General features: G+C 67.1%; 11 protein-coding genes. 6 read left to right on the top strand and 5 right to left on the bottom strand.

Annotated elements, in window-relative coordinates:
- The first annotated feature begins 114 nt into the window (after positions 1 to 114).
- The 6 genes from dld (at position 115) to EJ105_RS19195 (ending at position 7,896) form a co-directional block, all read left to right on the top strand.
- Entirely contained in the window at positions 115 to 1,914 is a 1,800-nt protein-coding gene (gene dld, locus EJ105_RS19220) for a D-lactate dehydrogenase (RefSeq protein ID WP_250167622.1), read from the top strand.
- 65 nt (positions 1,915 to 1,979) lie between these two features.
- Complete coding sequence (locus tag EJ105_RS19215) at positions 1,980 to 3,587, top strand: thiamine pyrophosphate-binding protein (protein ID WP_250167621.1); 1,608 nt, start codon at positions 1,980 to 1,982, stop codon at positions 3,585 to 3,587.
- Positions 3,588 to 3,646: 59 nt separating this feature from the next.
- A complete protein-coding gene (locus tag EJ105_RS19210; protein WP_250167620.1) occupies positions 3,647 to 3,982 on the top strand; it encodes a hypothetical protein in 336 nt (111 codons plus the stop codon).
- Positions 3,979 to 4,347, top strand: a complete 369-nt coding sequence (locus EJ105_RS19205) for a nitrile hydratase subunit alpha (protein ID WP_250167619.1) — start codon at positions 3,979 to 3,981, stop codon at positions 4,345 to 4,347. The genes EJ105_RS19210 and EJ105_RS19205 overlap by 4 nt, the downstream gene beginning before the upstream one ends.
- Positions 4,348 to 4,403: 56 nt before the next feature.
- The gene (locus tag EJ105_RS19200) at positions 4,404 to 6,215 is read left to right on the top strand and encodes a CocE/NonD family hydrolase (protein WP_250167618.1); all 1,812 of its coding nucleotides are present in this window, start codon (positions 4,404 to 4,406) and stop codon (positions 6,213 to 6,215) included.
- A complete protein-coding gene (locus EJ105_RS19195) occupies positions 6,208 to 7,896 on the top strand; it encodes an NAD-dependent malic enzyme (protein WP_250167617.1) in 1,689 nt (562 codons plus the stop codon). The genes EJ105_RS19200 and EJ105_RS19195 overlap by 8 nt, the downstream gene beginning before the upstream one ends.
- Positions 7,897 to 7,936: 40 nt before the next feature.
- Here the strand turns inward: EJ105_RS19195 and EJ105_RS19190 are convergent, their stop codons facing one another.
- From EJ105_RS19190 to EJ105_RS19170, 5 genes are all read right to left on the bottom strand, one after another.
- Entirely contained in the window at positions 7,937 to 9,199 is a 1,263-nt protein-coding gene (locus tag EJ105_RS19190; RefSeq protein ID WP_250167616.1) for a phthiocerol/phthiodiolone dimycocerosyl transferase family protein, read from the bottom strand.
- A 56-nt stretch (positions 9,200 to 9,255) separates the two neighbouring features.
- Positions 9,256 to 10,806, bottom strand: coding sequence for a hydantoinase/oxoprolinase family protein (locus EJ105_RS19185; protein WP_250167615.1), 1,551 nt, complete (start codon positions 10,804 to 10,806; stop codon positions 9,256 to 9,258).
- Entirely contained in the window at positions 10,803 to 11,891 is a 1,089-nt protein-coding gene (locus EJ105_RS19180; RefSeq protein ID WP_250167614.1) for an S-methyl thiohydantoin desulfurase family protein, read from the bottom strand. Before EJ105_RS19180 ends, EJ105_RS19185 begins: the two co-directional genes overlap by 4 nt.
- Before the next feature lie 78 nt (positions 11,892 to 11,969).
- Entirely contained in the window at positions 11,970 to 13,436 is a 1,467-nt protein-coding gene (locus EJ105_RS19175; protein ID WP_250167613.1) for an FAD-dependent monooxygenase, read from the bottom strand.
- An 87-nt stretch (positions 13,437 to 13,523) separates the two neighbouring features.
- On the bottom strand, positions 13,524 to 14,006 hold the full coding sequence (locus EJ105_RS19170; RefSeq protein WP_029557040.1) for a cupin domain-containing protein: 483 nt from the start codon (positions 14,004 to 14,006) through the stop codon (positions 13,524 to 13,526).
- Positions 14,007 to 14,015 lie beyond the last annotated feature (9 nt).

The following is a 14,015-nucleotide window of genomic DNA, read 5'->3' as shown; positions in this document are numbered from 1 at the left end:
CACGCCGGGCGGCCCATCAGCCACCGACGGATCTGTTTCAGGGACGATCACCAGATCAGGCCGTTTACCGCATCCGGCCGATAGCCAGAGGTGACGTGAGGGAGACCTGTCGTCATGGACGCTGCATTCCTCGATTTGAGCGTCCCAACGCGCGACGCGGCCGGACACAAGACGGTCGCGGATGAAGCGGACTTCATTGCGGTCCTGCAAGAGATCGTCGGTCGATCGCACGTCCTGACGAGCCCGGAGGCGACGCGGCGCTTTCGCACCGGCATAAGGTTCGGTTCCGGCCCGGTGGTCGCCGTGGTGCGGCCCGGCTCGCTGGTGGAGCAATGGCGCGTCCTGAAGGCCTGCGTAGCGGCGGACAAGATCGTCATCATGCAGTCGGCCAACACCGGGGTCACCGGCGGCTCGACCCCGGACGGGGACGACTACGATCGCGGCGTGGTGCTCATCAACACCATGCGCATCGAAGGCCTGCACCTGATTAACGACGGGGCGCAGGTGGTGTGCCTGCCGGGTACCACCCTGTTCCATCTGGAGAAGGCGCTGGACAGGATCGGCCGCGCGCCGCACTCGGTGATCGGCTCGTCGTGTATCGGCGCGTCGGTGTTCGGCGGCGTCTGCAACAATTCCGGCGGCGCCCTGATCCATCGTGGCCCGGCCTTCACCCAGCTCGCTCTGTTCGCGCGCCTGGATGAGGCGGGCAGCCTGCATCTCGTCAATCATCTCGGCATCGCGCTGGGCAATGATCCGGAGACGATCCTCCGGCGGGTCGAGAGCGGCGATTTCACCCCCGCCGACATTGTCAACGACCCCACCCGTGCCGCCTCCGACCATGACTATGCGGACCATGTGCGCGACATCGCGGCGCCAACCCCGTCCCGCTTCAATGCCGATCCGCGTCGCCTGTTCGAGGCCTCCGGCAGCGCCGGCAAGGTGATGCTCATGGCGGTGCGGCTCGACACCTTCCCGAAGGGGAAGGAACAGGTCGTCTTCTACATCGGATCGAACCATACCGGCGAGCTCGAGGGCATCCGCCGCCATATCCTCGGATGCTTCAAGAATCTGCCGATCGAAGGCGAGTACATGCACCGGGACTCCTTCAATTGCGCGGAGGTCTATGGCAAGGACACCTTCGTGGTGATCAACACGCTCGGCACGGACATGATCCCGCGGCTGTACGCCCTTGAGGCGGCGTTCGACAATATCTGCCGGCGCTTCAGCTTCCTGCCGAAGAACCTCAGCGCCAAGATGCTGCAAGCCCTGAGCCATCTCTTCCCGAAGCATCTGCCCCGGCGCATGACCGACTATCGCGACCGCTTCGAGCACTATCTGCTGTTGAAAATGGGGGACGACGGGATCGCGGAGGCGCGCGCTTACCTCAAGTCGATCTTCCCTTCGAAGTCCGGCGACTATTTCGAGTGCACGCCCGATGAAGGCGACAAGGCCTTCCTGCACCGCTTTGCCGCTGCCGGCGCGGCGATCCGCTATCGCGCGGTGCACGACAAGGAGGTGGAGGACATCGTCGCGCTCGACATCGCGCTGCGCCGCAACGACGAGAACTGGTTCGAGACGCTGCCCGCGGACATCGAGAAGCACCTGATCCGCAAGCTCTATTGCGGCCACTTCTTCTGCCACGTTTTCCATCAGGATTACATCGTGGCCAAGGGCAGCAATTGCGAGGAGATCGAGCACGCCATGTGGAAGCTGCTCGATGAGCGCGGCGCGGAATATCCCGCCGAGCACAATGTGGGGCATCTCTACTTCGCAAAGCCCGCAATGGTCGACCATTTCAAGGCGCTCGATCCCTGCAACACGTTCAATCCGGGGATCGGGCGCACCACTAAATGCGCGCACTGGATGCCGCACGGACAGGCCGGGGCACCCGGCGCCTTCCGGTGCGACGGCTGACCATTTGAAATACCAAGTACGGCGCACGCCACTCGGCTGGCTCCGGCAAGATCATTGGAGCGAACATGACGACCCGGACCGGTGGCGAGCTCATCCAGGATTTCCTTGAGACTTATGAAATTCCCTTCGTCTTCGGCAATCCCGGAACCACGGAAACGACCTTCCTCGCGGCCGTGGCCGCCTCGAAGGCCACCTATGTCCTGTCGCTGCATGAATCGAGCGCGGTGGGCATCGCCGCCGGCTATGCGCTGATCACCGGCAAGCCGTCCATCGTCAGCCTGCACACCTATCCGGGCCTCGCCAACGGCATGTTCAACATGCGCAACGCGCTCATGTCCGGGGTGCCGCTTCTGGTGATCAACGGGCAGCAGGATTCCCGGTTTCTCATCCACAATCCGGTGCTCGGCGCGCCCAATGTCCAGTTGGCGGAGACCGCCACCAAATACGCCTATGAGGTGACGCGCACGGACGATCTCGCCGTCGCCCTGCAGCGCTGCTACCTGCATGCGCGGCTCCAGCCGACCGGTCCCGTTTTTCTCTCCATTCCCATGAACTTCATGCTGGAGGAGACCGAGCATACGACGTTCAAGAAGACGCGCATCATCGAGGAGGTGGTGCCACGCGCCATCGGCGAGGTGGCCGCCGCCCTCGCAGCGGTGCCGAGGGGCAAGCTCGCCATCGTCGCCGATTATGCGGTGGGCGCGGCGCATGGCATCGATGCCATCAGCCGCATCGCGAGTGCCCTCAGCGCCGATATCTATGCCGCCCCCTTCCATGTGCAGGGCACGGTCGATCCGCTGCATCCGAACTTCCGCGGCCAGCTTCCGCCCACCACGAAGGCGATCAACAAGACGCTCGGCCGCTACCACACCATGCTGCTGGTCGGCGAGAAGGTCGACAGCTTCACCTATGATGGCCTCCAGGCCCTGCCGCCTGAATTGCAGGTCATCCAGATCGCGCCGGCGGCCAGCCAGCTGGGCTTCGACTTTCCCTGCGACATGGCGGTGCTCGGCGACATCCGCGCGACACTCGATGCGCTGGCGACCGCGCTCGGCGCCGACACGGCGCAAGTCGCCGCACGGACGGTCGACGAGGCAGCTCTGGATGCGAAATATCCCGCTTCGGGAGCGCACGCGAGCGATGCGCTGATCCTGGCGGTCCTGCGCCATCTCGAGCGATCCACGCATATCATTACGGAAGGCTCTTCCGAGGACGCCGTCGTGCAGGACATGGCGGTGAGCCTCGGCTTCCGGAACGTGCATTTCTCGCCGCGCGGCGGCGGGCTGGGCTGGGCTCTGCCGCTGGGCGTGGGTATCGGCCTTGCAAGCGGCCAGCATGCCGCCTGCTTCGTCGGCGATGGAGGAAGCCTGTTCTCCATCCATGCACTGTGGACGGCAGCGAAGTATTCCATCCCGTCCATCTTCATCTGCTTCGTAAACAACGAATACCGGCTGCTGAAGGACCTGTGGTGCAACGTGATGGGCACGACCATCGCGACCACGCACTTCGTCGGCCTGGACTTCAGCGATCCCGATGTGGACATGCGCAAGATTGCCGAGGGGTTCGGCGCGCGCGTGGAGACGATCGACGCTGTCGAGCGCGTCAGCGACGTGCTCGCCCGCGCGCTCGCGCATCAAGGTCCGAGTTTCCTGATCATCAATCGCGAGCCGTGAGCTGGCGGCGGCGCCTCATCGCCCGCCGCATCCCATCGAAACGGAATTGGGAGACATCCGTGTCCGGAGATTTTGAGAAAGAACTGACGCGGCGCGTGTGGACCGACGACGCGTTCGCCGCGCAGGTGGAGAGCGACCCCGTCGAGGCGCTCAAGTCCATGGGCGTCGCGGTGCCGGCCGGCGTCAAGGTGAAGGTGGTGGTGCAGCGGCGTGACCGGGTCTATTTCACCATCCCGCCCGCCCGCGCGCCCCATGCGCCGCCCGCCGCGACGCCGCTGAACCAGATGGACCTGTGGTCCAGCCAGGGCCTGTTCATCTGGCTCGTGCCCGTGGCGGCCAAATTCAAGCTGCTGGCCCTGCGCAACGCGGCCCGCACCGAGGGAGATCAGCCGTGAGCAACGCCGATTTCGTCGAGAAGAATTACGAGCGCATCGCCACCGATCCCGATTACCGCGCAAAGCTCCTCGCCGACCCGGTCGGGGTGGTCTGCGCGGAGTTCGGCTACACGCCGGGCCCCGATTTCAGGATCGAGATCGTCGAGCAGGCGGACGACACCATCGTCATCATGGTGCCCCCGAAGCCGGAGGCCGGAGCGGACCTGGCGCAGGCGCTTGCCGAGGTGACGGAGCGGGTCTTCGACCTGCTCTTTTCGTCCGGCATCGGCGGCTTCTTCATTCCAGACGACAGGCAGAAATGGGTGGTGCGCGAAATGCGCCTCGCCGCGCAGAAGAAGACCGGCCTCGACATCTCGCAATTGTAGGGCGCGCCGGCGCGAAGATCAGGCGCGGTGAGCCCGAGTCGGGGGGGGGAATGCACATGACGGCCAAGACCGGGAAGCCGGGCTTCTGGGACAATCTCATCGCGCCGAAGGGCGGCCTGTTCGGCCCGCAGCTCGCCGGCTGGACGCCGGGACCCGCCGCGCAGTCGGGGCTCGGCTGCCGCGTTCTCGCGGACCAGATGGTCGAGGTGGCGCCCTCCATCGCGCTCGCCGCCGATGTCTACGTGCCCAAGCCGCCCGGCCGCTATCCGGCGGTCATCGCCTTCGCGGCCTATTCCAAGGAATTGCAAGCAGCCGGCGTGCCGGCCGGCAACAACGAGACCGGCAGCCCGCCGATCTTCACCGATCGCGGCTATGCCCATGTCATCGTCACCCGCCGCGGCATGGGCCGCTCGGGCGGCGCCGATGCCGTCTATCTCAACGACACGGACGTGGAAGACCACGCCAAGGTCATCGCCTGGGCCGCCGCCCAGCCCTGGTGCGACGGGCAGGTGGTGCTGTTCGGCACCTCCTATTACGGGCTGACCCAGCCGCAGGTGGCGCGGCTGCGCCCGCCGGCCCTGAAGGGCTTCTTCACCAACGAGATGTGCACGGATTTCTTCCGCCACATCGCCATGTTCGGCGGCGCGCCGCAGCCGGATTTCTTCGCTCTCTGGATGGGGGCGAACTTCACGCCCCTGCAGTTCAGGCTACGGGTGCCGCCGCTGCTGCGCGCGGTGGTGAGCCACATCACCAACTCACCCCTGAAGCACCTGTGGTGGCCGCAGCTGAAGAACCGCATGACGCGGATCATGAGGACCTTCGAGCGGCAGGTGCCGGCGCCGCAGACGCGCCGCCTGTTCGCCGCCCTCATGCTCGACGGCAAGACGCGGGCGACGAGCGTGCTGCCCGCCGGCCCGTCCGGCGCGCTGGGGGACATCGAGGTGCCGTTCGTGGTGGTGCAGAATGCCGGTTACCTCAACCTGCATCAGTTCGGCGCCTACGACCTGTTCGAGAATGCCGGCACGCCGAAAGACCAACGCTGGCTGATCGTCGGCCCGGCGACCTACGAGCTGCCGGTCTATGCCTGGCAGCTGGAGGCGCTCGCCTTCTTCGACCATCTCGTCTACGGCGCGGACAACGGCTATGCCGCCCAGCCGCGGGTGCGATACTGGATCGAGGGGGCGAAGGACTATCGCAGCGCTTCCGACTGGCCGCTGCCCGGTAGCACTCCGCTCCGCCTCTACCCAGCCTCCAATGGCGCCGACGCCGCAACCCACCGCCTCGACAACGCGCCGGGCGGGGGCGGGACGAACCGATGGGCGGCGGTGCCCCTCGGCGCCATCGTCACGGCGGGTTTCGACGAGGTGGAGACCCAGCGCCTCACCTTCGAGCTTCCGATCGAGGCGGAGACGGAGCTGACCGGGCCGGTGACGCTGAGCCTGTCCTTCAGCTCCAACGAGATCGATTCCTACGTGGTGGCCCGCACCGGCATCGTCTCGGCCGACGGCGGCTACCAGATCCTGTCCATGGGCGCGATCCGCCCTGCCTGCCGCAGGATCGACGCGGCGCGCTCCACCGCGACCGAGCTCGCCATCGACATCGATGTGCCCGAGCCGCTCACCCCTGGTGTGCCCGTGACGCTCCGCTTCAGCCTCACGGCGCAGCCCGTGGTGCTGAAGCCGGGCGAGCGGCTGCGCCTCGACATCGCCAGCCGCACCGATCTCCTGCGCAGCGACGTCAGCCACGGCCACGTGCAGTTCGACATGCAGGTGCCGCCCTATTACGCCCGCAACACCCTCCATTACGGACCTGACACCTACATCGAACTCGCCCGGGCCGGCGAGTGCAGGAGCGATCTTTATGTCTGAAGCGACCCCCGCGCTCGTATCCACCGCGCTGAGCGGGTACGAACTGCTGGCCGACCCCCAGCTCAACAAGGGCACGGCCTTCTCAGAGGAAGAGCGCGACGCGTTCTATCTGCACGGATTGCTGCCGCCGCATGTCTCCACCCTGGACGAGCAGATCTCCCGCGCCCTGCAGTCGCTGCGCCAGTTCGAGACCGATCTCGAACGCTATGCCTTCCTGCGCGAGTTGCAGGACATCAACGAGACCCTGTTCTACGCGACGCTGGTCGGGAACCTGGAAGAGCTGCTGCCCATCGTCTACACGCCGACCGTCGGCGCCGGCTGCCAGCAGTTCAGCCGCCTCTATCACAAGCCGCGCGGCCTGTTTCTCAGCATTCCGCATCAGTCAAGGCTCGACCAGATCTTCGCGCAGCCGCGCTTCGACGCGGTGGAGGCGATCGTGGTGACCGACGGCGAGCGCATCCTGGGGCTGGGAGACCAGGGGGCGGGCGGCATGGGCATCCCCATCGGCAAGCTCGCGCTCTATTCGGGCTGCGGCGGCCTGCATCCGGCGACCACCCTGCCGATCCTGCTCGATGTGGGGACCGACAATGCCGACTGCCTCGCCGATCCGCTCTATGTGGGCTGGCGCCACGAGCGGGTGCGAGGCCAGGCGTATGACGACTTCATCGAGGCTTTCGTCTCAGCTGTCATCCGGCGCTGGCCCAAGGTTCTCCTGCAATGGGAGGACTTCGCCAAGGGCAATGCGACGCGCCTGCTGGAGCGCTATCGCGACCGGCTCTGCACCTTCAACGATGATGTCCAGGGCACGGCGGCGGTGGCGACCGGCACCTTGCTGGCGGCCATCAACGTCACCGGCGTGCCACTGACCGAGCAGCGGGTGGCAGTGTTCGGCGCCGGCTCGGCTGGCTGCGGGATCGCCGGCCTGATCCGCACGGCCATGTGCGATGCCGGCCTGTCGGACAGCGAGGCGGCACAACGCTTCTTCATGGTGGACCGTGATGGGCTTCTAACCGAAGACATGCCCGGCCTCGCGCCCTTCCAGGCGCCCTTCGCCCAGAACCGGGCGGCAATCGAAGGCTGGACGCTCGACCATCCCGACACGATCGCGCTCCTCGACGTGGTGCGCAATGCACGGCCGACCGTGCTGATCGGCGTCTCCGGCCAGGCGGGCGCCTTCGGCGAGCCGGTGGTCCGCGCCATGGCCGAGTGCAACCCGCGGCCGGTCATCTTTCCTCTGTCGAACCCCACCTCGCGCGCGGAAGCGACGCCGGCGGATATCGAGGCCTGGACCGACGGGCGGGCTCTGGTGGGCGTCGGCAGCCCGTTTCCCCCGCGCCTGCGCGACGGCACCCGCTTCAAGGTAGACCAGACCAACAATTCCTACATTTTTCCCGGTGTTGGCCTCGGCGTTCTGGCGGTCGGCGCCAGCCGCGTGACGGATGGCATGTTCATGGCGGCAGCGAAGGCGCTGGCAGACGCGTCGCCGGCGCGCGACAACCCGAAGCACAATCTTCTGCCTCCGGTGAGCGCCCTGCGCGAGGTCGCGGCCAAGGTCGCCCTCGCGGTCGCGATGCAGGCGCATCGGGAAGGCGCCGCACCCGACGTCAAAGTCGATCAGATCCAGCAGCGCCTGCGTGCCAAGATCTGGACACCGCGTTACGTTCCGCTCGTTGCGAAGTAGACGTAACCCCGCACCCGCGCCCCGCGCGGGTGCGGGGTCTCTATTGTTCGCAGACTGAATCGAGCCTCCTGACGAAGCCGTCCGAGATGGCGCGGATCGTTGCAGGAGTGGCGAACGCTTCCACATAGACGATGTTGGCGATCAGCGTGCCGTCATAGACGGACACGGAGACATTCGGGAATTTCTTCATCCAGCCCAAGGCATACTCGAATCCGGTCACGGCCAACCGCTCGAGAGGCCAGTGAAACTGCACCGTCTGGATATCGGAAACATTGATGGCGACCGGCGCCTGCTGTGGGCTGCCGAATGCCCTGGGATAATTGATGTAGTCGTGAAAAATGCTGCCGTTTGCCAGTCCCTGATGGACATCGTCAAAGATGAAGCGGGCGATCTCGATCATCGGCCGGTCGAGGTCGGGGACGGGCGTGATGTGCCCGGTGATGGCGGTGAAGACCAGTTCGGGGGAAACGTGGGGCTCGAGCCGCCGGCGCATGTCCACCGATGATCGCATGAGAATCTGACGCGGGTGTCCGTCCGCGATATCACCTATGGCAAGAGCGAACGCGGCCAAAAGAAGTGCGTGCACCGAAGAGCCGGTTGCGTGGCTCGCCGCCTTGATCCGATGCATCGCATCCGCCCCGATCACGACGCGTTCGAGCCGATGGGTCACGGGGCCGCCATCATGGGGCGCGGCCATGGGAATCTCGGCGAACACACCGGAATAGGACGACGGTGGCGCATCCGTTCCAAGCGCCGCCAGGCTGCGGCTCACGGCTTCATCGACCGGGGTCGGGAACGGCTGTACGCCGAGGGCCGGGGCCTCGTTGCGCACGACGCAATCGCACATGTGGGCGAGACAGGAATGCAGCTCGATCAGCGAGATTGCGTCCGTGATCGCATGGGACGTGAGCAGGAAGACATCGAGCCCGTCATCGGCGACGATGACGTGGATGGCATAGAGGGTCTTTCCGGTGTCGAGGTCGGCGTTCAGCAGCTGGGCGTAGAGGGTCTCGGCGGAGCAGCTGTCGGCGGGCAACCAGGCCTCGATCGCCGATCGGTCATCGGACCGCTCCACGAAATACCCGTCCTCGACCACCGAGCGCAGGATTCCATATCGCGCTTCGAGATGCGCGACGGCCGCCTCGAACTGGGCCCTGCCGATCGTTCCGAAGATGCTGCTGCGGCTCACCACGATCATACGCGTGGCGATGTAGATCAATTCCGTTGGCGAGGCTTCGCGATACACGCGCCGATCCGCCGGGCCCTGTCCGGCCGGCGTCGCTTCATTGAGATCATTGTGCATGTGCGGTCCCTTTAAGCAGGTCAGATCGGCGCTCGCTGGCCATCCGTCCCCCTGCGCTACCCAGCGAGCCGCGCGATCTCGCCGATGACACGCACGCGCACGCGGCGCGCATTGCCGGGGAGATAGGCGATCGGAATGTCCTCCACGTCGAGCGTCTGAACGCTGCCCGCTTCGGCGCCCGCCTCGATCGCCCGCCGCGTCGCCTCCCGCCGCGCTTCATCGAGCGCCGCGTCGCGCTCGACACCGGAGAAGATGCGGTCCACCTCGCCGCTCACCTGCGCAATGGCGGCGCCCACCGCATTGGCCACGGCATGGTGCTCGATACGCACCACCTGCGAGACGCCCTCCATGTGATCGGGCACCAGAAAGCTCCCGCCGCCCACCGCGATGAGGGGTATCGGCGCGGCATCGGTCTTCATGCGGTCCACCACCTCCGCAACCATGTGTTCCATGTGTCGGAGGCTGTCGGCCACCAGGGGGCGGGGCAGCCTGCCCACGAGGCCCGGCTCTCCCAGCGCGATCCGTCCCGCCGCGACGGCGATGTCCGTGGCCGTCAGCGTGTCGCCGCCGAAGCACAGCGCCTTTTCCGGCAGCCGGAAGCCGACGCTGCCCGGACCGATCCGGCGCCCGTCATCGGCGATCTCCGTGCCGCCGCCGAGGCCGATGGAGATCAGGTCCGGCATGCGAAACAGCGTGCGCACGCCGCCGATTTCGACCATCGCATTGGCCTGGCGCGGAAACCCACCCTTGAGGCAGCCCACGTCAGTGGTCGTGCCGCCCACATCCACCACCAGCGCGTCAGTCAGGCCCGAAAGGAAGGCGGCGCCGCGCATGCTGTTGGTAGGACCGGAGGCGAAGCAATAGACGGGATGGCGCTCCGCCACCGCCCCCTGCACGATGGTGCCGTCATTCTGCGTGAGATAAAGCGGCGCCGTGATGCCGCTCTCGCGCAGCGCCCGCACGAAGGCGGCGGTGGTGCGCTGCGCAAGGCCCTGCAGGCCGGCATTCAACAGCGCCGCATTCTCCCGTTCGAGCAGGCCGATGCGGCCGATTTCGTGGGACAGCGTGATGCGCGCCGCAGGCATCACCTCCCGCACGATGTCCGCGGCCTCGCGCTCGCATGCATCGGTGAGCGGCGAGAACACGCTGGTGATGGCGACCGAACTGATGCCGCTCCCCGCGATGCGCTCCGCCTCGCGCCGCACGGCAGCGCGATCCAGCGGCACCAGGACCCGTCCGTCATACTCGTGCCCGCCGCCCACCATGTGGATGCTGCCCCGCATGGCTGCCGCAAGGTCCTTCGGCCAGCCGATGAAGGGCGGCAGACCGGCATTGGCGGGCAGGCCGATGCGCAGCGCCGCGACGCGGTCCAGATGGCGACGCTCCACCACGGCATTGGTGAAATGCGTGGTGCCGATCATCACCGCTTCGATCCGCCCGAGAGCCGGATGGCCTGCAGCCGCGGCCACCAGATCGACCAGCGCCCGGCGCACGCCGTCCGCGACATCGACGGTGGTCGATCGCTTCAGCGCCGCGAGCACCTTGCCGCCCTCGAGCAGGACGGCATCGGTATTGGTGCCGCCGACGTCGATCCCGATGCGGCTCATGCCGGCTCCTCCCCGAAGACGCTGTGGAAGTCCACGTCATGGCCGAAGGCGCGCGGGCCGACGTGGCGCAGCCCCTCCGCGCTGCGATGGATCGGCTGCGACGGCAGGGCGATGACCGTCACCCTCTGGCCGTAGCGCAGGCTCTCCGTGCCGATGGCCTCGCCCGAGATGGTGTCGAGCACGCAGATCAGGTCGGGCGTCGTGACGATCACCGCGCCGTCGCGCCGGCCGATGGTGAACTCGTTCTGGAACGCGATGTCGAAGGACGCGCCGGCGTCGTCTCCGAGGCCCGCGAGGCTGAGGGAGCCGCGCAGGAAGCCCTCGGTGGTGCGCCGCTGCACATCCATCACCTTGCCGGTGAACAGCCGCCTGCCGCCGGCGGCGGCCACGGTCGCCTCGACCGGGTCCTCATGCGCCGTCTTCGCGCGGCGCACCTCGCGCCCCAGGGCGATGGCGTGCGACAGGCTGCGCAGGACCGCGTGACGCTTCACCTCCGCGCCGGTGCGCGGCGCCTGGCAGGTGGTGGCGACCGATCCGTATTCCGTGCAGACTTTGCGCCGCACGCGCTCCATCTCATGCCAGCCGGACGCCGTGGGGATGATGACGTCATTGTCGCGGATGTCGGAAACGACGTGCGGGACCATCTGGAGCCCGGCAATCGAGAAGGTCTGCATCTGGGCCTCGGGGTAGGCCCGCCCCATGGCGTCCGCATCCACCACCGGCAGGCCCGATGCCGCGGCGACGAGAAGTGGCTGGAACGCGTTGCAGCCGCCGATCTCCACCGTCATCACGGCGCGGAAAGGCCGGCCCAGGAAAGCCTCCATGATCCGAACCGGCTTCAAGGCGAAGGCGGCATCGGTCATCCTCTCCTGGAACACCAGCGGCGCGCCCATGGTCGAGACCACGGCGACGACATCGTCATCGGCCAGTTCGTCCGGGTCGAGCAGGGCGATCTGGCCGCCATCCTTATAGAATTGCCGGGCGACGAGGTGGGAGGCATAGGGCGACCCGCCGCCTCCGGTCCCGAGAATCCAGGCGCCGATGGCCAGCAGGTCAAGCTCTTCCGCATCGAGGAGGCGAGGCATCGCAAGTCCTTCAGCTGTGAAGCGGACGGTCGTTTCGCCCGCCGCAGCCATTCGGGGATGGTTTCACGCGAGGGGCGGTCACCGATCCGCCCCGATCCGCTGAAGATAGGGCGCGAGGTCCTGCCAATCCGCAGCCTCGACCTGGGCTGCGAGGTAGCCGTCCGGCCGGACCAGCGAGATGAAAGCTCCGCCGTCAGATCGAGGCGACGCAGCGGCCACGAGCCGGGGAAAGCGCGCGGCGAGTTCGGCCGCCCCGCTTCCGCCGCACGCGGTGAACATCGGCGCGTCGCCCGCGCCGAACGGCGTTTCGCCCGCCACCGGAGGCACCCGCGCGCCGGCCTTCGCTTCGCCTTGGCAGGGTCCGTTGAGCGGGCTGTCCGGATAGCCGATGGAGACTTCCGCCATCAGCCCCGTGATGGCCCGCTGCACCGGCGACAGCCCCATCAGGATATGGGCGACGAAGTCGCGCACATGCTGCAGCGTGTGGTCGGCCAGCGTGCCGATCCGGGTCATGCGCCCCGAGGCCGCGATCACCCGCGCGCCGACCGGGCGGCGTTCCAGACCATAGCTCTCCAGCAGCGCCGGCGCGCCGATGCCGCGGATCACGAGGGCCAGCTTCCACGCCAGATTGATGGCGTCCTGCATGCCGGTGTTCATGCCCTGCCCGCCGGCCGGGCTGTGGATGTGAGCCGCATCGCCGGCGAGGAAGACCCGCCCGGACCGATAGCTCTCCACCTGCCGCTCGTTGATGCGGAAGGCGCTGACCCATTCCGTGCCAGTGAGTGTGATGCCCCCGGGGCCACGGGCGTCAACCATCTTTTGGAACGCCTCCTGGTCCAGCGCGACGGGCGGCGTTGCGCTTGAGGGGCCGAGGCTGGTGATGATGCGCGCGCGGTCGGGCGCCATGGGGAAGAACAGCAGTGGCCCGTCCTCGTGCCAGAAGATGGCCAACTGCGAGGAGGGGAAGGGATATCCGCTCAGGTGAAAGTCACCCTGTGTCCAGTCGAGGCCGAGGGTATCGCCCAGGAAGTCGAGGCCGAGGTGATGGCGCACCACGCTGTGCGCGCCGTCGCAGGCCACAAGGTAGGCATATGGCTCGGTGCGCTCCGTGCCGTCGGGCTCCCGCAGGCGGGCGAAGAGGCCATCCTCGTCCTGCTCGAAACCGAGAAGCTCGACGCCGAGGTCGGGCGTGACGCCGTGAGCGGCGAGGTGACGCTGCAGCACCGCTTCGGTGTCGTACTGCGGCACCATCAGCGCAAACGGATAAGGCGAGGGAATTTGATCGAGCGACAGCGAGGCCACCGGACGGCCACCCGACAGGATGTTGGCGACGGTGACCTTGTTGCCCATGGCGATGATGTCCGCCGCCGCCCCGGAGCGGTCGAGCAGTTCCAGCGTTCGTGGCCACACCGCGACGGCCCGGGACGTGTGGGTCGCCTCGGGGATCTTGTCGATGACGCGCACCGGGACGCCGTAGCGGGCCAGTTCCAGGGCCATGGTCAGGCCGACCGGCCCCGCGCCGGCGATGAGCACCGGATCCTTCATCCTCTCCTCCCCCTGATGTTGTGCTTCGGCCCGCCCCACGGGACGAACCTCTCGATCTTGCGTCGATGGCGGCGGCGCGGCGGCGCATTATTCCGTGGGCTGGTCGTTCCTGTTGACGGGCGGACCCAGGAATTCCACGTGCCACTTTAGCCCGAAGGCATTGAGCGCCGCCTGGTCGGGGATGCCGTCGTGCATTACGCCGGCCAGCTCGGTGAAGAAGGCAGCCGCATCAAGCGCCGGAGCCATGAGGATGTACTGGCGCGCGGGCTTGTCGGTCACGTTGCAGAAGCCGTGCTCGACCCCACCGGGAATGCTCACCACGTCCCCGGCCTCGGCATAGAAGCGCTGGCCGTCCGCCTCATAGAGATACCGGCCCTCGATGACGCGAAAGATCTCCGCCTCGCGGTGGCGATGCCGGGGCGGACCCGCGCCGGGGGCATTGATGGTCTCGATGAAGCAGAACTCGCCCGAGCTCGCCGCCGGCGGCATGCGCACGAACAGGTCGAGCCCGATGGCGGGGATCTTGATGGGCGCTTCGGTTCCTTTCGAATGCAGGAACGAGATGGGCATGGGAACCTC

It is taken from the genome of Xanthobacter aminoxidans (genome assembly GCF_023571765.1).
Classification (GTDB): Bacteria; Pseudomonadota; Alphaproteobacteria; order Rhizobiales; family Xanthobacteraceae; genus Xanthobacter; species Xanthobacter aminoxidans.
Note: the sequence above shows the minus strand (reverse complement) of the source record. Positions and strands in the feature narration are given on the sequence as shown.